At 73.3% G+C, this 26,185-nt stretch carries 18 protein-coding genes and 9 pseudogenes; 9 read left to right on the top strand and 18 right to left on the bottom strand.

Annotated elements, in window-relative coordinates; all coding sequences use genetic code 11:
- Positions 1 to 695: 695 nt before the first annotated feature.
- The 4 genes and pseudogenes from WKH84_RS20160 to WKH84_RS20145 form a co-directional block, all read right to left on the bottom strand.
- Positions 696 to 1,739, bottom strand: a pseudogene (locus WKH84_RS20160) (HD domain-containing protein); the annotation flags it as partial.
- Positions 1,637 to 2,245 (bottom strand): hypothetical protein, encoded by a 609-nt coding sequence (locus tag WKH84_RS20155; RefSeq protein WP_341854889.1) that lies wholly within the window; start codon positions 2,243 to 2,245, stop codon positions 1,637 to 1,639. The pseudogene WKH84_RS20160 and the gene WKH84_RS20155, both read right to left, overlap by 103 nt.
- Entirely contained in the window at positions 2,235 to 2,573 is a 339-nt protein-coding gene (locus WKH84_RS20150; protein ID WP_341854888.1) for a P-II family nitrogen regulator, read from the bottom strand. Before WKH84_RS20150 ends, WKH84_RS20155 begins: the two co-directional genes overlap by 11 nt.
- Positions 2,570 to 3,986: pseudogene (locus WKH84_RS20145) on the bottom strand (ammonium transporter). The gene WKH84_RS20150 and the pseudogene WKH84_RS20145 overlap by 4 nt, the downstream one beginning before the upstream one ends.
- A 349-nt stretch (positions 3,987 to 4,335) precedes the next feature.
- On the opposite strand from WKH84_RS20145, the gene WKH84_RS20140 reads away from it, so the two are divergent.
- Positions 4,336 to 5,667 carry an acetamidase/formamidase family protein gene (locus tag WKH84_RS20140; RefSeq protein WP_341854887.1) on the top strand — a complete coding sequence of 444 codons (1,332 nt, stop codon included), beginning with the start codon at positions 4,336 to 4,338 and terminating at the stop codon, positions 5,665 to 5,667.
- A 68-nt stretch (positions 5,668 to 5,735) separates the two neighbouring features.
- Here WKH84_RS20140 and ftsY read toward each other — a convergent pair.
- The 5 genes and pseudogenes from ftsY to WKH84_RS20115 all read right to left on the bottom strand — a co-directional run.
- A pseudogene (ftsY, locus tag WKH84_RS20135) lies at positions 5,736 to 6,711 on the bottom strand (signal recognition particle-docking protein FtsY); the annotation flags it as partial.
- A gap of 683 nt (positions 6,712 to 7,394) precedes the next feature.
- The gene (locus WKH84_RS20130; RefSeq protein ID WP_341854886.1) at positions 7,395 to 7,559 is read right to left on the bottom strand and encodes a hypothetical protein; all 165 of its coding nucleotides are present in this window, start codon (positions 7,557 to 7,559) and stop codon (positions 7,395 to 7,397) included.
- Positions 7,560 to 7,667: 108 nt separating this feature from the next.
- Positions 7,668 to 8,092 (bottom strand): annotated as a pseudogene (ndk, locus tag WKH84_RS20125) (nucleoside-diphosphate kinase).
- 35 nt (positions 8,093 to 8,127) lie between these two features.
- Complete coding sequence (locus WKH84_RS20120; RefSeq protein WP_341854885.1) at positions 8,128 to 8,532, bottom strand: DUF4233 domain-containing protein; 405 nt, start codon at positions 8,530 to 8,532, stop codon at positions 8,128 to 8,130.
- Between the two features lie 5 nt (positions 8,533 to 8,537).
- On the bottom strand, positions 8,538 to 9,926 hold the full coding sequence (locus tag WKH84_RS20115; protein ID WP_341854884.1) for a folylpolyglutamate synthase/dihydrofolate synthase family protein: 1,389 nt from the start codon (positions 9,924 to 9,926) through the stop codon (positions 8,538 to 8,540).
- Between the two features lie 756 nt (positions 9,927 to 10,682).
- On the opposite strand from WKH84_RS20115, the gene WKH84_RS20110 reads away from it, so the two are divergent.
- Positions 10,683 to 11,681, top strand: coding sequence for a hypothetical protein (locus WKH84_RS20110; protein ID WP_341854883.1), 999 nt, complete (start codon positions 10,683 to 10,685; stop codon positions 11,679 to 11,681).
- Complete coding sequence (locus WKH84_RS20105; RefSeq protein WP_341854882.1) at positions 11,672 to 11,833, top strand: hypothetical protein; 162 nt, start codon at positions 11,672 to 11,674, stop codon at positions 11,831 to 11,833. Before WKH84_RS20110 ends, WKH84_RS20105 begins: the two co-directional genes overlap by 10 nt.
- A gap of 73 nt (positions 11,834 to 11,906) precedes the next feature.
- Here the strand turns inward: WKH84_RS20105 and WKH84_RS20100 are convergent, their stop codons facing one another.
- From WKH84_RS20100 to ileS, 3 genes and pseudogenes are all read right to left on the bottom strand, one after another.
- The gene (locus WKH84_RS20100; RefSeq protein WP_341854881.1) at positions 11,907 to 12,347 is read right to left on the bottom strand and encodes a hypothetical protein; all 441 of its coding nucleotides are present in this window, start codon (positions 12,345 to 12,347) and stop codon (positions 11,907 to 11,909) included.
- 161 nt (positions 12,348 to 12,508) lie between these two features.
- Positions 12,509 to 13,498, bottom strand: a complete 990-nt coding sequence (locus WKH84_RS20095; RefSeq protein ID WP_341854880.1) for an S-layer homology domain-containing protein — start codon at positions 13,496 to 13,498, stop codon at positions 12,509 to 12,511.
- 795 nt (positions 13,499 to 14,293) lie between these two features.
- Positions 14,294 to 17,590, bottom strand: a pseudogene (gene ileS, locus WKH84_RS20090) (isoleucine--tRNA ligase).
- A gap of 480 nt (positions 17,591 to 18,070) precedes the next feature.
- Between ileS and WKH84_RS20085 the strand changes: the two are divergent.
- On the top strand, positions 18,071 to 18,331 hold the full coding sequence (locus tag WKH84_RS20085) for a hypothetical protein (protein WP_341854879.1): 261 nt from the start codon (positions 18,071 to 18,073) through the stop codon (positions 18,329 to 18,331).
- A gap of 90 nt (positions 18,332 to 18,421) precedes the next feature.
- Positions 18,422 to 18,694 carry a 2Fe-2S iron-sulfur cluster binding domain-containing protein gene (locus WKH84_RS20080; RefSeq protein ID WP_308740275.1) on the top strand — a complete coding sequence of 91 codons (273 nt, stop codon included), beginning with the start codon at positions 18,422 to 18,424 and terminating at the stop codon, positions 18,692 to 18,694.
- Between the two features lie 22 nt (positions 18,695 to 18,716).
- Here WKH84_RS20080 and WKH84_RS20075 read toward each other — a convergent pair whose 3' ends face one another.
- The 6 genes and pseudogenes from WKH84_RS20075 to WKH84_RS20050 all read right to left on the bottom strand — a co-directional run.
- Entirely contained in the window at positions 18,717 to 18,992 is a 276-nt protein-coding gene (locus WKH84_RS20075; RefSeq protein ID WP_341854878.1) for a hypothetical protein, read from the bottom strand.
- Positions 18,993 to 19,151: 159 nt separating this feature from the next.
- The gene (locus WKH84_RS20070) at positions 19,152 to 20,828 is read right to left on the bottom strand and encodes an ABC transporter ATP-binding protein (RefSeq protein ID WP_341854877.1); all 1,677 of its coding nucleotides are present in this window, start codon (positions 20,826 to 20,828) and stop codon (positions 19,152 to 19,154) included.
- A 243-nt stretch (positions 20,829 to 21,071) separates the two neighbouring features.
- Positions 21,072 to 21,851: an SDR family oxidoreductase gene (locus WKH84_RS20065; RefSeq protein WP_341856985.1), complete on the bottom strand. Its 780-nt coding sequence runs from the start codon at positions 21,849 to 21,851 to the stop codon at positions 21,072 to 21,074.
- A gap of 191 nt (positions 21,852 to 22,042) precedes the next feature.
- Entirely contained in the window at positions 22,043 to 22,543 is a 501-nt protein-coding gene (locus tag WKH84_RS20060) for a cation:dicarboxylase symporter family transporter (protein WP_341856984.1), read from the bottom strand.
- Positions 22,544 to 22,619: 76 nt separating this feature from the next.
- Positions 22,620 to 22,736 (bottom strand): annotated as a pseudogene (locus WKH84_RS20055) (hypothetical protein); the annotation flags it as partial.
- A gap of 124 nt (positions 22,737 to 22,860) precedes the next feature.
- Positions 22,861 to 23,181 (bottom strand): annotated as a pseudogene (locus WKH84_RS20050) (cation:dicarboxylase symporter family transporter); the annotation flags it as partial.
- Between the two features lie 356 nt (positions 23,182 to 23,537).
- On the opposite strand from WKH84_RS20050, the gene WKH84_RS20045 reads away from it, so the two are divergent.
- The 4 genes and pseudogenes from WKH84_RS20045 to WKH84_RS20030 all read left to right on the top strand — a co-directional run.
- Positions 23,538 to 24,335 (top strand): ABC transporter permease, encoded by a 798-nt coding sequence (locus tag WKH84_RS20045; protein ID WP_341854876.1) that lies wholly within the window; start codon positions 23,538 to 23,540, stop codon positions 24,333 to 24,335.
- Between the two features lie 73 nt (positions 24,336 to 24,408).
- Positions 24,409 to 24,768: pseudogene (locus WKH84_RS20040) on the top strand (ABC-2 family transporter protein); the annotation flags it as partial.
- A gap of 67 nt (positions 24,769 to 24,835) precedes the next feature.
- Positions 24,836 to 25,195, top strand: coding sequence for an ABC-2 family transporter protein (locus tag WKH84_RS20035; protein ID WP_341856983.1), 360 nt, complete (start codon positions 24,836 to 24,838; stop codon positions 25,193 to 25,195).
- Positions 25,192 to 25,737: pseudogene (locus WKH84_RS20030) on the top strand (ATP-binding cassette domain-containing protein); the annotation flags it as partial. The gene WKH84_RS20035 and the pseudogene WKH84_RS20030, both read left to right, overlap by 4 nt.
- Positions 25,738 to 26,185 lie beyond the last annotated feature (448 nt).

The following is a 26,185-nucleotide window of genomic DNA, read 5'->3' as shown; positions in this document are numbered from 1 at the left end:
GGGTCATGACGTGGGCGCCGCGCACCTGCGCGCCCGTGGACGGTGATCGTCTCGGCGACGTCGGCCAGCAGGCTCGGGCGGTTGCGGGCGTTGACCTGCACGACGGTCGCCTCGCGGGAGGCTCCGGGCAGGACGGTCACCACGGGGGCGTCCTCGGTGGTGCGCAGCGGCGGCGGGGCCGGCGGCGGCTCGAGCACCCTCGCGTCGGCCCGGTCCCGGTGCGCGAGCTCGCGGTCCAGTGCCGTGCGCACCACGGAGGGGTGCGGGAGGTCGGACTGGGTGCCGGTGACCCACCAGGTGTTCACGGCCACGCCGTCCTGGGTGCTGACCACGGCGCTGTGCACGTCCAGCCGCAGTCGCACCAGCACCCGCGCCATGGCCGCGAACACGCCGGGGCCGTCGAGCGCGCCGAGGCACAGCTGGGAGATCGGCTCGTCGTCCAGCGGGGCGGGGTAGATGACCTGGGCGCTGTCGCTGCGGCGCACCGCGGCGAGCACGGCGTCCTGGGCGGAGCGCCGCGGGGCGAGGCGCGTGCGGGGCGCGGTCGCGGTGCCGCGCAGGGCGTCGCGTCCGAGGTCGGTGAGGTGGTCGACGAGGTCGGCGCGCCAGGTGGACCAGGCCGACGGGCCGGCGGCGATCGCGTCGGCCTCGGTCAGGGCTCGCAGCGGCTCGAGGGTGTCGGGGTCCTCGTCCACCGCGCGCAGCGGCTCGCGCAGGGTCGCGGGGTCGGCGAGGTCGCGGCCGGTGGCGAGGCCCACCAGGGTCAGGTGCTCGCGCACGAGGATCGCGATCGTGCGGGCATCAGCCCGGTCGAAGCCGAGGTGCCGGGCCGCGGTCTCGGCGAGCGGCGCGCCTTCGGCGGCGTGGTCGCGCATCCCGGGCCGCTTGCCGAGGTCGTGCAGCGCCGCCGTGACCAGCAGCAGGTCGGGTCGGTTGACGCGGGGCAGGAAGCGCCGCGCCTCGAGCACGGTCTCGATCTGGTGGCGGTCCACGGTGAAGCGGTGCACGGCCGAGCGCTGGGGCCGGTTGCGGATCTCGGCCCAGCCGGGCACCCAGCGGGAGAAGACTCCCTTGACGTCGAGGGCCTCGTAGGCGTCGGCGAGGTGCTCGCCGGCGAGCGCGTCCACCAGCACGTCGCGCTGGGCGGGCAGCAGCGGCGCCACGGGCTCCTGCGCCATGCGGGCGAGGGTCGCCTCGGCGAGCGGGAGCCCCGTGGTCGCGGCGTGGCGCACCGCGGCCACGTCCCGCGGCAGATCGCGGGACGAGGGGTCGACGGACACCTCTCCGGCCTGCACGATCACGCCGTGCCCGGGGCGTTCGAGGGCGGGACGGCGCGCCGTGCCGACGCCGCGGGTGGCGCTCCCGCCGGGGGCGATCGCGGCCTCCGCGGCACGCACCGCGCGGTGCGGCTCCCAGGTCACGGCCCGGGCGGCCTCGGCGAGGACGGCGTGGTGGTCGTCGGCGGTGGCGTGGCCGGTCAGCGCCGAGACCGCGTCCTGGTCGGCGCGGCCCAGGCGCGTGCCCGAGGTGCCGGTGACGGCCTGGAGCGCGTCGCGCGCGTCGCGGAGGGTGCGGGAGGCGGCGTCGACGACTTCGTGGTCGTGATCGGCCAGCCAGCTCTCGGCGAGCGCGCGGATCACGGTGATGTCGCGCGCCCCGCCGCGGTCGGACTTGAGGTTCGGCTCGGTGGAGTGGGCGAGGGAGCCGTAGCGTCGATCACGGTCCGCGGCGAGGTCCACGACCTCCCCGACCCGCCGGCGCGCCTCTCGCCGCCACCGGGCACGGACCCGGGCGGCGGTGTCGAGGGCGAGTCGCTCGTCCCCGGCGACGCACCGCAGGTCCAGCGGCGCGATGGCCGTGCGGAGGTCGGTGCCGGCGACCTCCTCGCACTCCTCGGGGCGCGCACCGAATGGTCCAGGGAGGTGCCGGAGTCCCAGATCGGATACCACAGCGCCCCGGCGAGCGCGGCGGCCTGCTCGGGGCCCACCCGGGCGGGGTCCACGAGCGACACCAGGTCGAGGTCGCTCGCAGGGCCGAGGGAGCGCCGGCCGAGCGAGCCGATCGCGGCGAGCGCCGCGCCGCCGTCCCCGGGCACGGCCTCGCCGGCCCGCTCCCACAGGGTGCGCGACCAGTCGTCGACGAGGTCGGACTGGGCGAGCCTGCGGGAGGGACCGGCGGAGGGATCCGCGAAGCCCTCGTGGAGCACCTGGGTGATCCGGCGGGAGGAGAGCTCCTCAGAGGGCATCCGCCCCCCGTTCCCCGGTGCGCACGCGCACCGCGGTGCCGACGTCGGTGGTCCAGATCTTCCCGTCGCCGATCCTCCCGCCGCGGGAGGCGGCGAGGATCAGGTCGATGATCGCGGGCTCGTCGCTCTCCAGCGCGAGCACCTCGACCTTGATCTTGGGGATGGTGTCGATGGTGTACTCGGCGCCGCGGTAGACCTCGGTGTGGCCGCCCTGGCGGCCGTAGCCGGCGACCTCGGTGACGGTCAGGCCCGTCACCCCGTACTCGCGCAGGGAGTCGGTGACATCCTGCAGGGCGTGCGGCTGGATGATGGCGGTGATCAGCTTCATCGGGGCTCTCCTGCGACGGCGGGACGGGTGGTCTCCTCGGCGGCGTCCGCGCCGGGTCCGGCGGCCTCGCGGACCGGGCCGGGCCCTTCGACGGGGGCCGGGTTGCGGGGCTCGGGACCGGGGTCCCGGGGCGAGAAGGCGGGGGTCGAGGGGCGGTCCCGGCGGGAGGCCAGGGCGCCGACCAGATCGTATCCGGCCTCGGCGTGATGGGTGATGTCGATCCCGGCGCGCTCGTCGGCCTCGGGGATCCTCCATCCCATCGTGTACTTGAGCACCAGGGCGATGGCGAGGGTCAGCACCGCGGAGATCAGCATGGCCACGATCGCGACGAGGGTCTGGACCAGCGAGCAGGCTCGCGCCGCCGCCGAGGAGGAGGCCGCCGTCCACCGCGAGGAAGCCGATCCCGATGGTGCCGACGAGGCCGCCGACCAGGTGCACGCCGACCACGTCCAGGGAGTCGTCGATGCCGAAGCGGTACTTCAGGCCGACGGCGAGGGCGCAGGCGAGACCTGCCGCGAGTCCGAGCACGATCGAGGTGAGCGGCGTGAGCGCGGCGGCCGCCGGGGTGATGGCGACCAGGCCGGCGACGACGCCCGAGGCCATGCCGAGCGAGGTGACGTGCTTGTCGCGGATCCGCTCCACGAGTGCCCAGCCGAGCATGGCACCCGCCGTGGCCACCGTGGTGTTGACCCAGGCCAGGCCCGCGGTCCCGTCGGCCGTGCCGGCGGAGCCGCCGTTGAAGCCGAACCAGCCGAACCACAGCGGCGCGGCGCCGAGCATGACCAGCGGCAGGTTGTGGGGCTTCATCGGCTCCTTGCCGAAGCCCTTGCGCGCTCCGACCACCAGGGCGAGCACGAGACCGGCGACGCCGGCGTTGATGTGGACCACGGTGCCGCCGGCGAAGTCGACCGGCTCGGCGATCGCGGCGAAGGGGCCGTCGCCGCTGAGCAGGCCGCCGCCCCAGACCATGTGGGCCAGGGGTGCGTACACGATCAGCACCCACAGCGCGGCGAAGACCAGCCAGGTGCCGAGCTTGACGCGGTCGGCGATCGCGCCGGAGATCAGGGCGGTGGAGATGATCGCGAAGGTCATCTGGAAGCCTGCGGCGACGAGGAAGGGCACGCCGCTCTCGGCGAGGATGGACTGGTCGTCGGTGCCGGCCAGGCCCAGGAACTCCAGCGGACTCCCGAACAGGCCGCCGACGTCGGTGCCGAAGGCGATCGAGTATCCGGCGACGGTCCAGGCGATCGCGACCACGGCGATGGCGCTGAAGGACATCAGCATCATGTTCAGCACGGTGCGGGCACGCACCATGCCTCCGTAGAAGAGGGACAGGCCGGGGGTCATCAGCGGCACGAGCGCCGCGCTGGTGAGGATCCAGGCGGTCGCCCCCGTGTCGAGGGTGAAGTCCATGGCGGCTCCAGTCAGAGGAGGGGCCGGCGGCCGGGATCGAGGTGCCGACCTGCCGTACGGCCGGGAGGGCCGTGCTCACAGAGTGCGGTAGCGACCGGGAATCACCTAGGCGGAAGGGCCGCCGTGATCGTTCCGTGACCGAGGGGTCCGGGACGCGGGACGGACCGGGCGGAGGTGCTGACCCGCCGCCTAGCGTCGTCCCGACGGCACCCGCCGAGCCCTCCGCAGCGTCGCGGGAGCACTCCGCTCCGCCCCTCGGCGGACGACCTCGAGGAGACGATCCCGCCCGTGACCCCATCGACGACCCCGCCGCCGACCGACGACCTGTCCTCGGACCGCTTCGCGCGGCATGCCGCCGCCACGCTCCGACGCGGGGTGGGCCGGCGGCAGATGCGCGCAGATCGCCGCGGCCCTGGGGGCGGGCGGCGCGCTGATGTCGGCCTGCGCCCCGTCGTCCGGGGAGCCCGCGACCGGGGATCCGACGGCGCCCTCCGGGGCCGGGCAGATCCTGCGGCCGGGACGAGGGGAGATCCCCGGCGACCACTACCTCGGCTCGGAGACGGACCAGGTGATGTGGGGCTATGTGCCCACCGTCCACTCCGATCCGGTGCTGACCGTCGGCTCCGGCGAGACCGTGACCATCGATGCGGTCTCCCACGAGGGGATACTCGAGGATCAGGGCCGGGACCCGCTGGAGTTCTTCGGCGCGCACGGCGTGGAGGCCGGCTCGGTGCTCGAGGACGCGATCGCGATCGCCGCCGACTACGACCGCACCGCCCGTGACTTCGCCGCCGACGGCCCTCACGTGGTCACCGGGCCCATCGCCGTCGAGGGCGCCGAGGTCGGCGACGTGCTGAAGATCGAGACCCTCGAGGCGGTCCCCCGCGTCCCCTACGGCGTGGTCTCCAGTCGGCACGGCAAGGGCGCGCTCGCGCTCACCGCCGACGGCGCCGCGCCGGAGGGTGTATCCCTCGAGCAGGTGATGCCGGCGGCGTCGACGGACGGCCGGGGCACGGCCGACCCGATGGCCTGGGGCAACGTCTCGGTGTTCACCCCGATCGAGGACGGCCTCGGCGTGATGGCCTTCGACGGCGGGGCGGCCCGGTTCCCGCTGAGGCCCTTCATGGGGATGATGGGCGTGGCCCGCGCGGAGGCCTCCTCCCCCACGGATCCCTCCGCCAACTCGATCCCGCCGACCCTCGGGGGCGGCAACATCGACATCCGGCCGCTGGGCCCCGGCTCCACGTTCTACCTGCCGGTCCATGCCCCCGGCGCCCTGTTCTACGTCGGCGACCCGCACCATGCGATGGGCGACGGGGAGGTGGCGCTGACCGCTATGGAGGGCTCGCTGCGCGGCACCTTCCGTCTGACGGTGTGCAAGGAGGGCGAGGGGGACGCGCCGCGGATCGCGCACCGCTATCCCTTCGCGGAGACCGCCGACGCGTGGATCCCCATCGGGCTGTCCGATCCCGACGGGTCGGTCGACGGCCAGGGCAGCGACCTCGACGTCGCGCCGCGCACGGCCGTCGTCAACGCGCTGGAGTTCCTGGAGCAGGAGCTCGGCATGGACCGCGCGATCGCCTACGCCTATCTCTCCGCCGCTGCGGACTTCACGATCTCCCAGGTCGTGGACCGCACCGTCGGGGTGCACGGGATCATCGCCAAGAGCCACTTCGCCTGAGACGCGGGACGGCCCGGGCGATCGCTGGGGATCGCCCGGGCCGTCGGGGTGCCGCAGGGCCTGGTCGCTCAGCCCTCCAGCGGCGCGTCGACGAAGCCGTGCGGGTCGAAGGGCGTGAGGTCATCCATGCCCTCGCCGAGGCCGACCATCTTCACGGGCACGCCGAGCTCGCGCTGGACGTTGACGACGATGCCGCCCTTGGCGGTGCCGTCGAGCTTGGTGAGCACGATGCCGGTGATGTTCACGGCCTCGGAGAACACCCTCGCCTCTTGCATGCCGTTCTGGCCGGTGGTGGCGTCGATGACGAGCGCGACCCTCGGCGACCTCGTCGCCGTGCAGGCCCTTCTCGGCGACCCGGCGCACCTTGCCGAGCTCGTCCATCAGGCCCTTCTTGTTCTGCAGGCGGCCGGCGGTGTCGATGATCACCACGTCGACTTCCTGCTCGATGCCCTTCTTCACGGCGTCGAAGGCGACGGCGGCGGGGTCGGCGCCGTCGCGGTCGGCGCGGACGGTGTCCACGCCGACCCGGGAGCCCCAGGTCTCGAGCTGGTCGGCGGCGGCGGCGCGGAAGGTATCGGCCGCGCCGAGCACGACGGTGCGGTCCGCGGCGACGAGCACGCGGGCGAGCTTGCCGACGGTGGTGGTCTTGCCGGTGCCGTTGACGCCGACCATCAGCGGCACGGAGGGGACCTCCGTGCCGTCCTCGGCGGTGCGGCGGGTCGCGGCGAGGCGGCGGTCCAGGTCCGGGTCGACGAGCGCGACGAGCTCCTCGCGCAACACCTCGCGCACGGCGGCGACGTCGTCGGTGCCGAGCACCTGGATGCGTCGCTTGAGGTTCTCGAGCATCTCGTCGGTCGCGGCCGGGCCGAGGTCGGCCATCAGCGGCGTCTCCTCGACCTCGTCCCAGGTCTCCTCGTCGACCGTGGAGCGGGTGAGGAGGGTGAGGATGCCGCGGCCGAGGGCGCCGGAGCGGGAGAGCCGCTCGCGCAGGCGCGGCATGCGGCTCTCGGGTGCCTCGGGGGTCTCGATGACGGGGCCGGCAGGGGCGGTCGTGGCGGCGTCCTCGGCGGGAGCCTCGGGCTGTGCGGTCCCGACCGGTGCGGTCTCCGTCAGGGCGGTCTCCGTCGGAGCGGCGGTATCGGTCCCGGCGGTGCCGGGCTCCGCAGTGCCGGGACCGGCTGTGTCGGCCGGTGCCGTCCCGGCGGGGGCGTCGGCGGGTGCGGACGCGGCGGGGGCCTCGGGCGCCTCCTGGTCGAAGGGGACGTCCTCGGCGGGGGCGGTCTTCTCCGCGGGTGCGGCGCCGTCCGGCGCCTGCTCGCCCGCGGCAGGCCGCTCGGCGGTCTTCGGGGCCGGGGCGGAGAGGGTGTCGGCCCAGGTCGGGGCGGCGGGTCGCTCCTTGACCGCGGTCGCGGTGCCGGTGGTGGAGCCGGACTCGCTCCTCGAGGAGTCCTCGCCGCCGCGGCCGCTCGTCGCGGTCCGACGAGGAGGACGAGCGGCCGCGGCCGCGGATGTAGGCCCAGGCGCCGACGCCGAGCACGACGACACCACCGCCGCCTCCGGCGATCAGGGCGAGTAGGGCATCGGGATCCACGGGTCACCTCCGAGGTCGGGGAAGCCGGCGATGCGGCGAGGACAGCCGCCAGTCTAGGGCCGTCGCCGGGCCGTCCCTGCGTGAGTCCCGGATCCGGGCGCGACCTGCATCGCCGGGGCCCGATGGACGGGGCGGGTCAGCCGCGGCCGGTGCGGGAGGTGTGGCGCGGATGCTCCGCGGCCGGGCCGTCCTCGTCCTCGCGCGGGAGGCGCAGATGGGGCATCGCGACGGTCGCCAGGATCACGACGGCCAGCACCACGGCGAGGATCAGGAAGAGCACGACGACGAAGGGCGCCTGCATGCCCATATTGTGCACCGACGACGGCGCGGTCCCCGGGAGCGTCCTGGACGGCGCGTCACCGGGAACCGCGGGGACCGGCGGGCCTGCACGGCCCGCCGATCGCAGGGCTCAGCCGAGGCCCGGGAACCAGATCCCGATCTCGCGCTCGGCGGACTCCTCGGAGTCGGAGCCGTGGACGAGGTTCTGGATGACGGGGAGGTCCTGCTCGCAGGCGAGGTCGCCGCGAATGGTGCCGGGCGCGGCCTCGGTGGGGTTGGTGGCGCCGGCCAGGGAGCGGAAGCCCTTGATGACGTTCACGCCCTCGACGACGAGCGCCACGAGGGGGCGGCGCCCATGTACTCCACGAGGCCGGGGTAGAAGGGCTTGCCCTCGTGCTCGGCGTAGTGGGCGGCGAGCTCCTCGGCGGTGGCGGTGCGCTGGGCGAGGGCGACGATGTCGTAGCCCTTCGCCTCGATACGGCGGAGGATCTCGCCGCGCAGGTCGCGCTGGACGGCGTCGGGCTTGAGCAGGACGAGTGTGCGCTGTGCGGTCATGGGATCAGGGTACCCACAGGTCAGCCGTGGTCATGTCAGCGCTCGTCCGTCCCGTCGGAGGCCAGCGACCTCGCGTCCACGGCGTCCTTCTCGCGGTCCAGCTGGTGTCCCTTGACCATGCCGTAGGCGAGCATGGCGGCGAAGCCGAGGCCGATCACCCACATCGCAGAGACCTGGAGGCCTAGCAGGATCGCCGGGACCTGGAGGGCGAGGGCGAGCCAGTACGCCCAGGCACCGCGGCTGAGCGACCCCCGTTCAGCAAAGAGGGCGATCGCGGTGACGAGTCCCCAGGTCCAGGTCAGGGCCCGGTCGTCGGGGGCGAGCTGATGGGCGACGAGCACCGCGAAGAAGACGACGAGCGCCTCGCACACGAGCACCGTCGCGGTGATCATCCGCTGTGCGCCGTGGGAGCGGGTGGAGGGGGTGAGGTCGAGGTCCATCTCTCTCACATCTCCTCGGGGACGCCGAGCAGGTCGCGGACCTCGGCGGCGAGGGTGACGGACCCGGCGACGACCACGCCGCCGAACTGGTCGCCGTCGGCCTCGGCGAGGTCGACCGCGATCTGGATCGCGTCGGGCAGGCTCTCCTGCTCGAGCACCCGGTCCGCGTCCTCGAAGATCTCGCGGGCGATGTCGGCCAGGCGGTCCGCGGGGATCGCGCGGGGGGAGCTGGAGCGGGTGATGACCACGGCGTCCAGCGGCGGCTCGAGCACCTCGAGGATGTCGTCGGCCTCCTTCTCCTGGAGGACGCCGACCACGCCGATGGTGCGGGTGAAGCGGAAGTTCTCGCGCACGGTCGCGACGAGGGTCAGGGCGCCGGCGGGGTTGTGCGCGGCGTCCAGCGGCACCGTCGGCGCCTGGCGCACCACCTCGGCGCGCCCCGGGGAGGTGACGCTCGACAGCGCCGCCTGCAGCGGCTCGCCGTCCAGCGGGGAGGTGCCGCCGCCCAGCAGACGCCTCCGCGGCGGCGACGGCGAGCAGGGCGTTGCGGGCCTGGTGCTCGCCGAGGAGGGAGAGGAACACCTCCTCGTAGCGGCCGGCGATCCCCTGGAGCGAGAGCATCTGCCCGCCGACGCCCGGGGTGCGGGCGAGCACGCCGATCTGTCGCCCCTCGACGGAGGCCTCCGCGCCGAGCTCCGCCACCCTCTCGCGCGCACGTCGGCGGCGTCCTGGTAGGGTCGCTCGGCGAGGACCGCGATCGCCTCGGAGGTGAGGATCCCGGCCTTCTCCCCCGCGATCTCGGCGATCGTGTCGCCGAGGTACTCCTGGTGGTCCAGGGAGATCGGGGTGATCACGGCGACGTCGGGGTCGACCGCGCCGGTCGCGTCCCAGGTGCCGCCGAGGCCGGTCTCGACCACGGCGACGTCCACGGGAGCGGAGGCGAAGGCCTGGAAGGCCATCGCGGTGAGGTACTCGAAGTAGGTCAGCGGCGGGCCGCCGGCGGCCCGCGACTCGGCGTCGACGATCTGCGCGAAGGGCTCGACGTCGCGATAGGCCTGGAGGAAGCCCTCCTCGTCGATGGGCGCGCCGTCGATCGCGATCCGCTCCGTGGGCGAGTGGAGGTGGGGGCTCGTGGTGCGGCCCGTGCGCGACCCGGCCTCGCGCAGGATCCGCTCGAGGATCCGGGCGGTGGTGGTCTTGCCGTTGGTGCCGGCGATGCGGATCGAGCGGTAGGAGTTCTGGGGGTCGCCCATCAGCTCCATCACCCGGCGGATCCGGCTGAGGTCCGGCTCGATGCGGTTCTCCGGGGCGCGCTCGAGGAGCGCGGCATAGACCTCCCGCGGCTCGGGGGACATCGCCGGACGGGAGGAACCCGGACGGGGAGAACTGGGCACTGCGGCTCCTGGGTGCGGGGCGGGACGGGCCGGATCAGTGTACGAGGGGCGCCTGGGACCCGGGGACCGAACGGCCCCGTCGGGCACCGAGCGGCCCCGGGGCGCGGGCGACCGGGGGCCGGACGGCCGGGGCCCCGCGCGACCGCTCCTCCCCACGTCGCGATCGTCCACAGCCCGCCCCTCCCCCGCTCGGTCGCCGCCGCGGCCTCCCTAGCCTGACCGCGAGCGCCGGCGCCGTCGGGGCAGAGGACGCCGAGCCACGGGCTCGGCAGGGCGAGGAGACGGGAGGGACGGCATGGGGGACGGGGCCGACTCGATGCTCGGCATGGACACGGACCGATGCCGCCTGCAGGCCGACCGCCTGGAGGCGGCCGCCGACCGGCTCACGGGGCTGCGAGCGAAAGCCGACGACGCCGTCGGCGCCGCTACCTGGCACGGCCCGGACGCCGACGCCTTCCGGCTCCGCTGGACCCTGCTGTCCCGGGGCCGTCTGCGCGAGGCCGGCGATCGCCTGGACCTCCTCGCCGGCCGGATCCGCGTCGAGGCCGAGGCGCAGGAGCGCGCGTCGGCGGCCGAGGAGCACGGCGTGGCCTCCCCGCACCGTGCATTCGCTCCCACCGGAGCAGGAGGACGTCTCCGCGCGGGTCCCTCCGCCGCGGCGTCCCTCCCCTCCGCCGTGCTCCCGCGCCCGCCGCCCCTGTCTCCGACGCCCTCGGCGCCGGGGTCGCGCTCGGCACCGCGGAGCTCACGGGCGTCGTGGTCGGGCTCGGCGGCGACTCGGACGGGATCGACCAGGTCCGGAACGAGCTCGGGCACCTCGGCGGGATCTTCGAGGTCTGGGGGTCAGGCGGGGACGCCCCCCCCCTCGCCCAGCTCGGCGCGAGCACCCTCCTCCTCAGCGGCGCGATCGCGCTCGCGCCGGTGGAGACCGTGACCGACACCGGTCTCCTCGACCCGCGCACCGACGTCAGCGTGCACGCCGTCGTGGAGGTCCCCTCGAGCACGACACCTCGCAGCCTCGCCGACCTCGTCGCGGCGAACGACGAGGCCCGCCGACCGCTCGCAGGCGTCCCCGCTGACGCCGACCGGGACGGTGCCGCGGCGGGGCGGGTGCGGATCCAGACCGTGCGCGGCCGGGACGGGGGCGAGGCGTTCATCGTCCACGCCCCGCCGACCGGGGGCGCGCCGATCTGGGATCCCGACTCCTGGGGGCCGCAGGGGAACTCCGCCGGCTGGGACTCGAACCTGCGGACCATGGCCGGGCAGGAGTCCGCGGCGATGGCCGACCTCCGCACGGCGATGGCCGCGGCAGGGATCCCCGACGGGGCGCGGGTGATGGTCGTGGGCCATTCGCAGGGCGGGCTGACAGCCGCGCATCTGGCGGCGGACCCCGGCTTCAACCGGGCCGACGGAGCACCGGGCAGCTACGACATCACCCACAGCTTCTCGGTCGGGTCCCCGGTGGAGACGGTGGTGCCGGCGCAGGCCTCGACCTGCACGGTCAACGTCTCGCACAGCTCGGCGCTCGAGCCGTCCCTGCTGCTGCGGCATCCCGCGACCTGGCCGGCGCCGCCGCGGATCGCTGATCCGGTGCCGCCGCTGGACCTGGACGGGTATCGGATCGACGGCGCCCGCGTCTCCTCCCCCGCCGTCCGCGAAGTGGTGCTCGAGGCGCCGGCTCCCGCTCTCGGCGGGGCCTCCCCGCTGGAGAACGCCCATGAGTCGGTCCGCGCACGGAGCAGGGCGTGGACGTGACCGGCGGCTATCACGGCGACCTGCAGGCTGGTTCGGGGACCGACCCTGTGCTCGCCGCGCCGCAGGAGGACCTGGAGGGCGTCTACCTGGGCGACGGGGTCACGCTGGTCGAGGACGTCGTGGTCGACGTGGGCAGGGAGGACCTCCGGTGAGCGCGGAGCAGGACCGGCCTCCGCCGGCGGAGGACTCGGGCGGGCGCCGCACGCCGATGCCGCGGACCCCGGATCAGGTCAGCCCGTATCTCGCGTAGAGAGTGCTCGCGGTCACCCGGTCCAGGCGGTAGTCCTCGACGGGCATGTCCGGGTCGAGGCCCCGGACCGTGAACTCCTCGGCTCCGCCGATGAAGCCCATGATCCCGCCGACGGTGATGTTCCCGTCGTCCCCATCACCGTCGTGCGGCGTCGTCACGACGGCGCGCATGGCCTCGTCGTAGATCTCGAACGCGACGTCACGATCGTCGCTGCCGAGGTCGATCCTGCCGTGCGACAGACGCTGGAAGGTCCCGCTGATGGAGCTGTCGAGCTCGCACCCGTCCACGCCCTGGACCTCGAGCACCGCCTCGGTGACCCGACGGGTCCGCCGGCTCCCGGAGCGACCGGCCAGCAGCGATGCGACCGCGATCCCCGCCCCGAGGAGCGCTGCTCGCCGCCCGATCCTGCCGTCCATGGCCTCCCCCTTCGCGCCGTCGGCCCTCAGGATCTCACCTGACGGTCGAGTCGCCCCCGGGCGAGTTCGCGCACGCGCACGCCGGCGGCCGCGTGAACGGCACTGCGACCGGACCGATCGCGGACGCCGTCACCGCACGCGAGCGCCGCGCTCCATCCCGCTCAGGCGACCTTCCAGCGGTAGACGAAGGCGGCGACGGCGTCGCGCTTGATCGGCTCGTAGGGGCGGAAGGTGCCGTCGGACCAGCCGTTGGCGTACCCCTGGGAGGCCATCCAGCTGATCTCCTTGTAGAAGTCCTCCGAACCCCGGTTCACGTCCTTGAACGGGGACCGGGCCGGCGCGGTGTACGAGGGCTCGCCGGCGGCGCGATACAGGAAGGCGGCCATCGCGTCGCGCTTGATCGGCTCGTACGGACGGAAGGTGCCATCGGACCAGCCCCGCGCCAGCCCCACCGAATGCGCCCAGGTGATCTCCTTGTAGAAGATCGTGTCCTTCGAGTTCACGTCCTTGAAGGGCGAGACCTTCGGCGGGGTGAACGCGGGCGAGCCCGCCGCCCGGTACAGGAACGCGATCACGGCGTCGCGCTTGATCCGGTCGTAGGGGCGGTAGACGGCGCTCGCGCCGCTCCCCCACCCCGTGGAGTAGCCCATGTGCTTCATCCAGGCGATCTCGGTGAAGAAGATCGTGGTGTCGTAGGGGACGTCCGCGAAGGGGTCCGCGGGCTTCTTCCCGAGCGGCGCGGCGACCGGGTACCGCGAGGCGCTCGCGCCCGTCGGGGAGCCGAACCACTGCGAGTACAGGCGGGAGAAGTTGCGGTTGCCGTAGGTGGCGCAGACGTCGTCGGCCACGGCCCCGGAGCCCGCGTCGAGGGTCGCCTGGGTGGGGGTGAAGGGGGTGTAGTTGTACAGCGCGGCGGTGGCCCGGTTCGAGATGGTCACCTTCCCGTAGCCGCAGAAGGCGAAAGGGCTGTACTGGATGTCGTAGGTGCGGCCGGCCCGGTAGCGGTAGCCGCGCTTCGCATCTCCGTACGCCTGCAGGCGCACCCCGGCGTTGTAGATCTGCTGGGCGAAGCCGGCGTACCTCGGGTCGCAGGTCTGGAAGTCGGAGCGGCCGAAGCCGAGCGCCTCCCGCGAGCATCTTCGGGGTCGCATTGCGCGTGGTGACGAGGCCCTGCTCCTTCTGGAGCATGGTCAGGAGCACCTTGGGGCTGATGCCGCAGGCGCGGGAGACGTCCGCGATGATCGTCCCGGCGCTCGCCGCCTTCTTCGCGGGGATCGCGGCGCAGTAGGCGTCCTTCGCCCGCTGCGGGGTGTCCATCCGGAGGTCCTTGAGGCAGTCGGCGCCGTCGGTTCCGCGGGTGCGGCTCGCGCCCTTCTGGTCGAGGAAGGCGTCGACCTGGGCGGCGGTCATAGAGGTGCCCGCGAACATCTGCGCATCGCTGATGAGGGTGCCGGGGACGAAGCCGCCGAGGCCGGCGGGCGGGGTGCGGGCCTCGGAGCCGGGTGCCGCGCCGAGGACGCCGGCTGAGGCGATCAGCACGGCGAGCACGAGGAGCGCGAGACGCCGACGAGCTCGCGGCGGAGCGGTCGTCGAGGAGGACTGGGCGGGGGCGGGCGTGGACATGCGCTCTCCTGGGGATGGGGGATCCCCAGCTGGATCCCTCACCATGATACGTACGACAGATGACCAGAAACCCGCTCTGACCAGCCGATACGCAGTCGTGACCCGAACCGGGCCGTAAATCCTCACGAAGCGGGCGGACCGACGTCCACCGCTGTGATCGGGACGCGCGGGAGGGCCGACGGGACAGCGCGGGCGGGCCGCCGCGACGGCGCGGGCGAGCCGCCGGGACGGCGCGGGCGGGTCGCCGGGACAGCGCGGGCGGGTCGCCGGGACGGCGTGGGCGGGCCGACGGGGCGGCGCTCCTCACGCCGCCCCGTTCCGCCTCAGGCCCGCTGAACCGAGACGGTGACGGTGCCGCCGGTGACCTTCTCGCTAGCCTCGTGCGCGCCCTCGGCGGGCCGCGCGGGGACCGCGAGCTCGAGCGCGAGGACCTCCCCCGCGACCAGCTCGCGGTGGGCGGCGACCGCGGCGACGACGGGCTCGTCGCCGTCCACGGTCAGGCGGATCCGGTCGGAGATGTCCAGCCCCGCCTCGCGGCGCGCGGACTGGATCGCGCGGACCACGTCACGGGCGGTGCCCTCCGCCTCGAGCTCGGGGGTGACCCGGATGTCGAGGGCGAGGAAGTCGCCGCCGCGCGCGACGCCGACGGTCCGGCCCTCGAGGGCGGCGCTCTCACCGGCGACGAGGTCGAGGGAGTACTCGCCCTCCTCGAGCGCGATCCCGCCGGAGGTGACGGTGCCGTCCTCGGCCACGGACCAGTCCCCGCTCTTGGAGCCCTTGATCGCGCCCTGCATCTGCTTGCCCAGCCTCGGCCCGGCGGCGCGGGCGTTCACGGTGAGCTTCTGCTCCACGCCCATGCCCTGCGCCTCCTCGCTGGTGACATCCAGCAGGCGCACGTGCTTCACGTTCAGCTCGTCGGCGATGATCGCCGTGAACGGCTCGAGCGAGGCGGGATCGTGGTGGACGACGGTCAGCTCGGCGAGCGGCAGGCGGGCGCGCAGGCCCTCCTTCTTGCGCGCGCGTTGCCGGCGCTGGCGATCGCGCGCACGTCGTCCATCTGGGCGACGAGCCGCTCGTCGCGGGGGAAGAGGGAGTCGTCGGGCCAGTCGGTCAGGTGCACGGAGCGGCCGCCGGTGAGCTCCTTCCAGATCTCCTCGGTGACCATCGGCGGCAGCGGCGCGGCGACCTGCAGCAGGGTCTCCAGGCAGGTGGCCAGCACGTCGATGGCCTGCGCATCGCCCTCCCAGAAGCGGTCGCGGGAGCGGCGCACGTACCAGTTGGTGAGCATGTCCAGGTGGTCCTGGATCTGCTCGGCGGCGTCGGCGATCGCGAGCTCGCGCAGGGAGGCGCGCACCCCGCGCACCAGGTCGCCGGTGCGGGAGAGGAGGTAGCGGTCCATCACGTCGGTGGACTCGTGGCGGGCTTCGCCGCGGTGCCCCGTCGGCCGGCCCGAGGCGTCCTTATCCCCCGCCGCGTTGGCGTACAGCGCCAGGAAGTACCAGACGTTCCACAGCGGCGACGACGACGTGGCGCGTGGCGTCGCGGATCTTCGGCTCGTCCACGACCAGGTTGCCGCCGCGCAGGATCGGCGAGGACATGAGGAACCAGCGCATCGCGTCGGCGCCGTACTTGTCGAACATCTCGCGCACGTCGGGGTAGTTGCGCAGCGACTTGGACATCTTCTGCCCGTCCTCGCCGAGGACGATGCCGTGGCAGATGACGGAGGTGAAGGCGGGGCGGTCGAACAGCGCGGTGGCCAGCACGTGCATGACGTAGAACCAGCCGCGGGTCTGCCCGATGTACTCCACGATGAAGTCGGCGGGGTTGTGGCCCTCGAACCAGTCGTGGTTCTCGAAGGGGTAGTGCACCTGCGCGAAGGGCATGGAGCCGGAGTCGAACCAGACGTCGAACACGTCGGTGACGCGGCGCATCGTGGAGCGGCCCGTGGGGTCGTCGGGGTTCGGGCGGGTGAGCTCGTCGATGTAGGGGCGGTGGAGGTTGACCTCGCCGTGCTCGTCGCGCGGGAGAGTGCCGAAGGCCTCCTCGATCTCGGCGAGGGAGCCGTAGACCTCGACGCGCGGGTGGTCGGGGTCGTCGCTCTTCCACACCGGGATCGGGGTGCCCCAGTAGCGGTTGCGGGAGACGGCCCAATCGCGGGCGCCCTCGAGCCACTTGCCGAACTGGCCGTACTTGACGTTGCCGGGCACCCAATCGATCTGCTCGTTGAGCTCGAGCATCCGCTCGCGCTGGTCGGCGACCTTCACGTACCAGGAGGAGACGGCCTTGTAGATCAGCGGGTTCCGGCGGCGCCAGCAGTGCGGGTAGGAGTGCACGTAGCTGGTCTCGCGCAGCAGGCGACCCTCGCGCTGGAGGTTGCGGATGATCGGGCGGTTCGCCTCGAACACCTGCAGACCGGCGATCTCGTCGAGCTCGGTGCCGCGGAAGTAGTCGTGGAACTGCGCGCCCTCGTCGACGGAGACGATGACGGGGATGCCGTAGGCGGCGTTGACCTGCTGATCGACCTCACCGTAGGCAGTGGCCTGATGGACCACGCCGGTGCCGTCGTCGGTGGAGACGTAGTCGGCGACGGTGACGATCCAGGCGTTCTCGGTGCCCCACTTGGCGCGGTCCTCGGAGTAGACCGTCCACAGCGGCTGGTAGGTCATGTGCTCGAGCTCGGCGCCCGCGAAGCGGCGCTCCTCGATCGCGGCGACGGCGTCCTCGGCGCTCTCGTAGCCGAGCTCCTTGGCGTGCGCGCCGACCAGCGCGGCGGCCAGCAGGTAGCGGCCCTCGCCCGCGGCGGCGCCATCCGCTGCGCCGAGCGGGCCGGCCGGTAGCACCGCGTACTCGAGCTCGGGGCCGACGGCGAGGGAGAAGTTGGTGGGCAGGGTCCAGGGCGTGGTCGTCCAGGCGAGCGCCTTCACGCCCGCCAGTCCCAGCCGCTCGGCCTTCTCGCCGGTGAAGGGGAAGGTGACGGTGACGGTCTGGTCCTGGCGCTCCTGGTAGACGTCGTCGTCCATCCGCGACTCGTGGGCGGACAGCGGCGTCTGGTCCTTCCAGCAGTACGGGAGGACGTAGTAGCCCTCGTAGGCGCGGCCCTTGTCGTGCAGGGTCTTGAACGCCCACAGCACCGACTCCATGAAGGTGACGTCGAGGGTCTTGTAGTCGTTCTCGAAGTCCACCCAGCGGGCCTGGCGGGTGACGTACTCCTCCCACTCCTTCGTGTACTTCAGCACGGAGGCGCGGGCGGCGTTGTTGAAGGCCTGCAGGCCCATGTCCTCGATCTCGGACTTCTCGGTCATCCCGAGCTCCCGCATCGCCTCGAGCTCGGCGGGCAGGCCGTGGGTGTCCCAGCCGAAGCGGCGGTCGACCTTCAGCCCGTCCATGGTGCGGAAGCGCGGCACGACGTCCTTGACGAAGCCGGTGAGCAGGTGGCCGTAGTGGGGCAAGCCGTTGGCGAAGGGCGGGCCGTCGTAGAAGACGAACTCCTCGGCGCCCTCGCGCTGGGCGATCGAGGCGCGGAAGGTGTCGTCGGTGCGCCAGAACTCCTGGATCGCGTTCTCGAGCGCGGGCAGGTGCGGCGAGGGGACGAGCGGGTCTCCGGAGACCGGGTAGACCATGGGACAACCTCCGAGGCGGAACAGGGGCGGCGGGCGGGCGGACTGCTCGCCCGAGGACGCTCCCGGCACGGGCCGGCGGCGCGGTACCACCTCGGTTGATGCCGCTCGCGCCGGCGCCGCCGACGCGGGGGCCTCCCCTCGTTCCTCAGCTGTGACGGGCTGGTCCCGGCGGGTTCTACTGGGCGCGGCGCCTGTCCTCGCGGACCGTGCTCGTGCTGTTCTTCCCGCGGCTCTCCGGTGATGGCCGGGTCGATGCCGATGGCGTGCAGTGTACGCGGGCTCGCCCACGCGGTCACGACCGCCCCGGGGGAAGAGACGCGAGGAACAACCGCGCTGGGGCCGCGGGGCCCCGCGGCTCGCGGGGCTCCGTCACTCCCGGGTCCCAGCACATGCGGTCGGGATCCTCAGCCGCCTGCCAGGTGGGCGGGGTCTCATGATCACGGCGGCCCCACCGGGGGCGCCGTGGAGGAAGGAGACGACATGGACGACGACATCCCTCATCGACGATCGCGCCTGGGCGCATCGACCCTCTCGGCGGCGGCGGCGCTGGTGCTGACCTTCGGCCCGTCCGCGCTCGCGCTGAGCCCGTCGACCGCCGCCTCCGCGGCCGTCGTGCCGCCGCGCGTGGTGGTCTCCGCCCCGGTCGCGGCCGCGGCCGCGATACAGACGACGCGCTCGCAGGACGAGGAGGACGCCGACGGCACCGACGCCGCCGCATCCACCACCGCCGAGGAGGCGTGAGTCACCTCCTTCGACGGTGACAGTCGTGGAACACTGGTCCTTCCATGGAACCGCGCGCCGCTCGGCGCGGTCGACGCAGAAGGAGCGAGGATGTCGCTGTTCGGAGAGCCCTTCACCGCCAAGTGCCTGAAGTCGGGGATCACGGTAGAGGTCGAGGAGGGCCAGTCCCTCCTCCAGGCTCTGCTCGACGCGGGCGTCCCGATGGACTACTCCTGCGAGGGCGGGGTGTGCGGCACCTGCGTGGTGCCGCTGGTCTCCGGCGAGGTCGAGCACATGGACGAGTTCCTCATGGACGACGAGCAGGACAGCCAGATGATCACCTGCGTCTCGCGCGGCGAGGGTGAGATCGAGATCGACGTCTGAGACGTCGCGACCGCCCGCCGCCTCACAGGCGCGGGCCGGCCACCCACCAGGCGAGGCCGACGACGCCCATGAGCGCCGCGGCGCCGAGCACCGCCACCGGCATCGGCGGCACGGGCCCGACCACGAGCGGCACGAGCACGCCGAGGGCGGCGAGCGCCAGCATCGTCACGAACAGCGCGGGCCGTCCCGAGACGGGCTTGCCGCCCTGGCCGCTCGCGCGGTCCTGGCCCGACATCGCCTTCCGACCCGTCACAGCGCGCCGCCGCCCCATCGCGTCCTCCGGGAGCATCGTGGTCATGCGATGGCCCTCTTCCCCTGGTCGTGCCGTGCCCTGGTGCGGGCGCGGCGCGGGATGCGCCGCCTGAGGGCACGATCCTCCCCCGGTCCGCACGGCGCGCACATCCCGCGCAGGGAGGACTCCCGCCTCCGCCTTTGGTCGTAGGCGCGCCCGCGACGGTCATGGCGTCTTCTCTCGGGCGTCCGCGCTCAGCGGGTGCCTGGGGCGGGAGCGACGGGTTCCGGGTTCGGTTCGTCGTCGCGTCGGGCGTCCTGCTGATCCTGCCGGGCGAGGTCCGCGAACACGCCGCCGAGCGCGAGCGGCTCCTCGTAGGTGCCGCGCTCGACGATCCTCCCCCGCTCCATCACGACGATCTGGTCGGCGTCGCGGACGGTGGAGAGGCGGTGGGCGATCGAGACGGTGGTGCGTCCGCGCGCGACCGCGTCGAGCGCTCCGGACATCGCCCGTTCCGTGGCGACGTCGAGGGCCGACGTCGCCTCGTCCAGCAGCGAGCACCGGCGGGTCGCGGAGGATCGTGCGGGCGAGCGCGAGGCGCCGCTTCTCGCCGCCGGAGAAGCGGTAGCCCCGCTCCCCCACGACCGTCGCGTAGCCGTCCGGGAGGGCGGCGATGTGGTCGTGGATCTGGGCGATGCGGCAGGCGGCGACGAGCTCCTCGTCGGTGGCGTCCGGGCGGGCGAAGCGCAGGTTCTCGGCGATGGTGGCGTGCAGGAGGTAGGTCTCCTGGGTGACCACGCCGATGCTCGCGGCGAGCGAGGACAGCGTGATCTCCCGCAGGTCGTGGCCGTCCAGGGTGATCCGGCCGTCGGTCGGCTCGTAGAGCCTCGCCATGAGATAGCCGGTGGTGGTCTTGCCCGAACCGGTCGCGCCGACGAGGGCCGTGTGCGTCCCGGCCGGGACCTCGAGGTCCAGGTGCGCCAGCGCCGGCTCCTCGGCGCCGGGATAGGCGAAGGTGACGTCCTCGAAGCGGATCTCGCCGCGCACCGTCCCGGGGTCCAGGGCGATCGCGTCGTCGGCGTCGGCGATGAGGATCGGGGTGTCGAGGTACTCGAAGACCCGCGTGAACAGGGCGAGGGAGCTGTTGACCTGGGTCGCGACCCGCAGCAGGCCGTTGATCTGCGGGAACAGGGAGGACTGCAGGGCGATGAAGGCGACGAGGGTGCCGATGGTGATGCCGTCGCCGTCGGGGTCGGCGAACAGCAGGTGGCCGCCGAGGAAGTAGGTCAGCGCCGGGAACAGCGCCATGATCGTGGTGAACACGGCCATCTGCCAGCGGCCGGCCATCTGGGAGCGGACCTCGAGGTCGGCGAGCTCGCGGGAGTCGTCGGCGAAGGCGCTGCTGAGCGTCTCGGTGCGGCCCATCGTCACGCCGAGCAGGATCCCGGAGACGGACAGCGACTCCTGGATCCCGGCGGAGAGGTCCGCGGCCTTCTCCTGCCGGGTGCGGACGATGGTGCGGCGGCGCCGTCCGACGCGCCGGTTCATCCACACCGCGAAGGGCAGGGCGATCAGGGAGAAGAGGGTGAGGCGCCAGTCCATCGCGACCATGGCCACCAGCGCCATCGCGACTCCGGCGCCGGAGGAGACGATCTGGGTCATCACGGAGGTGACCACGGACTGCATCGAGCCGATGTCGGAGAAGATCCGCGACTGGATCTCGCCGGTGCGGGTGCGGGTGAAGAAGCCCAGCCCCATCCGCTGCAGGTGGGAGTAGACCGCCACGCGCAGGTCGTGCATCACCGACTGGCCCACGCGGGCCGCGAGCATCGACTGGGTGACGCCGAGGGCGTTCGCGACCACGGTGACGGCGATGAGTCCGCCGACGGACCAGGCGAGCACGTCGGCGCGGCCGCTCGGGCAGGGCCACGTCGACGATCTCGCGGATCAGGAACGGGGAGACCACCCCGGCGGCCGCTCCGAGCACGATCAGGAAGAGCACGGCGGCGATCGTGCCGCGGTAGGGGCGGAACAGACCCAGCACCCGGCGCACGTCGGGCTTCTGTCCAGGGGCGAGCTTCAGGTCGCCGCCCCCTCGGCCCCCGCCGCCGCCCATGCCGTAGCCGGGTATGCCGCCGTGGGCCATCAGAGTCCCTGGTGGCGTGCCACCCGGTGGGTCACGGCCTGGGCGAGGGGGCGCACGGTGACCAGGTCGAGATTCACGTGGTGCGGGGCGTTCAGGGCGTAGGAGATGACGTCGGCGCAGTCCTCCGCGGTCAGCGGTCGCTCCACCCCGTCGTAGACAGCGTCGGCCGCGTCCTGGTCGCCGAGGCGGACCAGGGAGAACTCCTCGGTGCGGACCATGCCGGGGGCGACCTCGATGACGCGCACCTTCTCGCCGTTCAGCTCGAGCCGCAGGGCATGGGCGAGCATGTGCTCGCCGGCCTTGGCGGCGTTGTAGCCGGAGCCGCCGGGGTAGGCCTCGTGCCCGGCCACGGAGGTGACGAAGAGGAGGTCGCCGCGGCCGCTCGCCCGCACGGCGGGCGCGCGCGCGCGGGTGACGCGGACGGCGCCGAGCACGTTGATGTCGTACATCCGTCGCCACTTCTCGAGGTCGGCCTCGGCGGCGGTCTCGACGCCGAGGGCGCCGCCGGCGACATGGACGACGGCGTTCAGGCTCCCGTCGAAGAGCTCCTCGACGCGGGCGACGAGCGCGGCGACCGACTCGTCGGAGGTGACGTCCACGGCGAGGATCTCGCGGCCGGTCTCGGCGGCGAGCTCGGCCAGGCGCTCCTCGCGCCGTGCGATGGCCAGGACCCGCCAGCCGTCGGCGACCAGGCGGGCGGCGGTGGCACGGCCGATGCCGGAGGAGGCACCGGTGACGACAGCGGTCAGAGGGGCGTCGGCAGGGCTGTGAGCAGTCATGGTGCCGAGCCTACGTCGGCGCGGGCGGCGCGAGCACGGCCATCCCGTCGGCCGCGGGGACCGCCGTCGGCAGGGCCGCCGGCGCGGCCATGGTGGCAGGGAAGGAGGACGCGGCCGGACGACAGGAACGGCCGAGATGACTGGAGCGGCCGACGGCGATGCCGTCGGCCGCTCCTGCGGGATGCGGGGCCTCAGACCCCGTGGACCTGCTCGTGCCGGCCCGCGGTGAGGTCGCCCTCGACCCGGCCCTTCGAGAGCCGGGTCATGACCGCGGCGATCGCGCCGTCGCCGGTGACGTTGGTGGCGGTGCCGAAGGAGTCGATCGCGATGTAGGCGGCGATCATCAGGCCCACGGCCGCCTCGTCGAAGCCGAGGATCGAGGAGAGCACGCCGGCGGCGGCCATGATCGCGCCGCCGGGCACGCCGGGCGCGGCGATCATCACGATGCCGAGCATGAACACGAAGCCCAGCGGCGCCGGGACGTTCAGCTCCATGCCGGTGACGATCATGATCGCGACGGCGAAGGTGGTGATCTTCAGGGTGGAGCCGGCGAGGTGGATCGTGGCGCCCAGCGGGATCACGAAGTCGGCGATCGCGTCGGGGACGCCGTTGCGCTTGGTGCACTCGACGGTGACGGGGATGGTCGCGGCCGAGGAGCTGGTGCCCAGCGCCGTCATGTAGGCCGGCGACATCCGGCCCAGCATCCGCGAGCGGGTTCCTCCCCATCGCGAGGCCTGCGACGCCGTACTGGGCCAGCAAGACCACCACGGTCATCGCGAAGACCAGCAGGATCACGGCGAGGAAGGTGCCGATGACGGTCCAGATCTGGCCGTTCATGGTCAGGCCCAGGAACATGCCGAAGATGTACAGCGGCGGCAGCGGCACGATGATCGCCTCGATGATCCGCACGATGATGGTGCGCAGGCTGCTCGAAGGACTCCTGCAGGGCGCCCTTCTTCACGAGGGTCAGTCCGATGCCGAGGCAGAAGGAGAGCACCAGCGCCGTCATCACGTCGAACACCGGCGGGATCTCGATGTCGAAGTAGGCCGCGATCGCCGAGTCCTCGGGGTTCTCGAGGGTGCCGATGCTCGCGCCGTCCAGCATCCGCGGCGGCAGCACCAGGGAGATCCCCAGAGCGAACAGCCCGCACAGCACGGTGGAGAGATAGGCGATGCCGGTGGTGGCGGCGAGCATCTTCCCGGCGCCGCGGCCGAGCTCCGCGATCGCCGGGGTCACCAGGCCCACGATGATCAGCGGGATGAGGAAGCCGAGGAAGCCGGAGAAGATCCCGTTGAAGGTGGTGAAGACGCGGGCGATCGACTCGGGCATCACCAGGCCCAGCCCGATCGCGAGCACGATCGCGACGAGGATGCGGGGAAGGAGGCCGAAGCGGGGACGACGAGGAGCCGCGGAGGGGGTGGCCGCGGCGGAGTCAGCGGCGCCGCGCGCCGCCGCGGGGTCCTCCGCGGCGGGGTCGACGGCGCTGTCGCGGTTCGAGTTCATGGGGGTCCGGTTCGCTGAGGAGGGACGGGGACCGGGACAGCGTAGACGGCCGGTGCCCGAAGGCGCTCCCCTGCGGGGAGGACCGTCCGAGCGACGGAGGCGCCGACGCGCCCGAGGTGCAGGCCCGCGCGGCGGCCGCCTCTGTCTTGTGGCACGTCCCACAGCGCACTAGGGTTGATCGAGTGTCTGCTCACGGACGGATCGCCGCCGCCGCCTTCCGCCAGTACTCCACCTACCGGATGGCGACCGCCGCGGGCATCTTCACCAACACGGTGTTCGGGTTCATCCGCGCCTCGATCATGTTCGCCGCGATCGGCACGGCGGGCGGCGAGCTCGGCGGGTACACGTTGCTGCAGGCGGCGACCTATGTGTGGCTGGGCCAGGCGCCTGCTCGCCCCGATCGAGGCCTTCGGCACCCGGGAGGTGTCCCAGCGGGTGCACCAGGGCGACATCGCCGTGGACCTGCTGCGCCCGGTGGACCTGCTGAGCCTCCACTACGCCCAGAAGCTCGGCCGCTCGGCGTTCCTGCTTGCTGGCCCGCGGCATCCCGCCGCTGGTGGTGGGTGGCCTCGTCACCGGGCTCGCCCTGCCCGAGGATCCGGTCTCCTACCTGCTCGGCGCCCTCTCGCTGCTCGCTCGCGATCACGGTCGCCTTCCTCGCCGACATGATGGTGAACCTCGCCGCCTTCTGGCTGGTGGAGACCCGCGGGCTGACCGTCGTCTACAACGCGACGATGAACCTGCTCTCGGGCTTCCTCATCCCGATCGTGTGGTTCCCGGACTGGTCGCTGGCGATCGCTCGGGCGACCCCGTTCCCCTCGATGATCCAGACCCCGATCGACACCCTCTCGGGCCGCGTCCCGCCGGCCGAGGCGCTCGGGCTGATCGGCGTTCAGATCGGCTGGACGGCGGTGCTGGCGCTCGCGGCGTGGGCGATCTTGCGCGCGGGCACGCGGAGCCTGGAGGTGCAGGGTGGCTGAGCAGGAGTGGCCGGGCGCTGCGAGCGCAGGGAGCCGAACGGGGGCGCAGGACCGTCCCGTCTCGACCGCGCGCATGGTCGCGACCCTCTACGGCTCGCGCCTGCGCTCGCAGGCGACCTTCCGCACCAGCTTCCTCGCCGACGTGCTCGGCCAGGTGCTGATCGTCGGCACCGAGTTCCTCGAGCTGTGGGTGATCCTCTCCCAGGTCGGCGTCCTCGGCGGGATGACGCTCTCGCAGGTCGCGGTGGTCTACGGGCTCGGTGCGCTCGCCTTCGGGATCGGCGACATGTTCTTCGGGGAGATCGACGGGCTCTCGGCGCAGATCCGCTCGGGGCGTCTGGAGACGCCGCTGATCCGCCCGGTGCCACTGCTGTTGCAGATCTCGAGCCTGGACCTCTCGCTGCGACGCATCGGGAGGATCGCGGTGGGGCTCGGGATGTACGTGACCGCGTTGGCCATCGCGGGCTTCTCCCCGACCCCGGCGCCGCTGCTTGCTCGCGGTGCTGGCCCCGTTGGCCGGGGCGTTGATCTTCGGAGCGCTGTTCACGATGGCCGGGGCGCTGCAGTTCTGGCTGGTGGACGGGCGCGAGTTCGCCAATGCCTTCACCTACGGCGGCAACTACGTCGCCACCACCCCCGGCGCCGTGTTCGCCCTGCCGATGCGGGCCTTCTTCACCTTCGTGATCCCGGCGACCCTGATCGCCTACGCCCCCGCCCTCGCGCCGCTGGGTCTGCCCGGCCCCGCCCTGGTCCCTTCCTGGTCGGGCTGGATCGGCTTGCCGGTGGCGCTCCTCACCTGGACCATCGCCCTGGTGCTCTGGCGCGCGGGGGTCCGTCGCTACACAGGAGCAGGTGGATGACCTCTCAGCCCCTCCCGTCCCTCCCGACCCCGTCGGACCCGTCCGCCGCCCGCGGCCCCGACGTCGCGCCCTCCCCCGCGCTCGAGCTCGCGCAGCTGCGCCGGGACTATGTCGTGCGCGCCGCCGCCCCCGGCTCCCGACGTCGCCGGCGGCAGGTCGTCCGCGCGGTCGACGAGATCTCGCTGCGCATCGAGCGCGGAGAGGCCGTCGGCTTCGTCGGCGCGAACGGCGCCGGGAAGTCCACCACCATCAAGATGATCACCGGCATCCTGCGACCCACCGCGGGCTCCGTGCGGGTGCTGGGGCGCGACCCGGTGCCGGAGCGTCGGCGCCTCGCCCGCGAGATCGGGGTGGTGTTCGGTCAGCGCTCGCAGCTGTGGTGGGACCTGCCGCCGCGGGACAGCTACCGGATCCTCGGCGCGATGCACCGCCTCACCGATCGGGCCGTCGCCGCGCGCCTGGACCGGCTCGTGGAGGGGCTGGACCTCGCCGGGTTCCTCGACCGGCCGGTGCGTCAGCTGTCGCTCGGGCAGCGGATGCGCGGGGAGGTCGCCGCGGCGCCGCTGCACTCCCCCGCGCTGGTGGTCCTCGACGAGCCGACGATCGGGCTGGACATGGTCTCCAAGGAGGGGCGCGTCGCTTCCTGCGCGAGGACCGGGCCGAGCGCGGCACCACCCTGTTCCTCACCACCCACGACATGGGCGACGTCGAGCGGCTGTGCGACCGGATCGTGGTGGTCGCCTCCGGGCAGGTCGCCTACGACGGCGCGCTCGCCGGCTTCCGGGAGCGGCTCGGCTCGCCGCGCGAGCTCGTGCTCGACCTCGCCGCGCCGCGTCTCGAGGCGCTCGCGCTGCGCCCGAGGGGGCGCGGACCCTCGCGATCGAGGCGGAGGGGATCCGTCACCGGATCGCGTTCTCCGGGGCGGAGCTGACCGTGCCGGCGCTGCTGACCAGGATCGGCGCCCAGGCCGAGGTGCAGGACCTCTCCCTC

Source organism: Brachybacterium sp. GPGPB12, assembly GCF_038396325.1.
Classification (GTDB): Bacteria; Actinomycetota; Actinomycetes; order Actinomycetales; family Dermabacteraceae; genus Brachybacterium; species Brachybacterium conglomeratum.
Note: the sequence above shows the minus strand (reverse complement) of the source record. Positions and strands in the feature narration are given on the sequence as shown.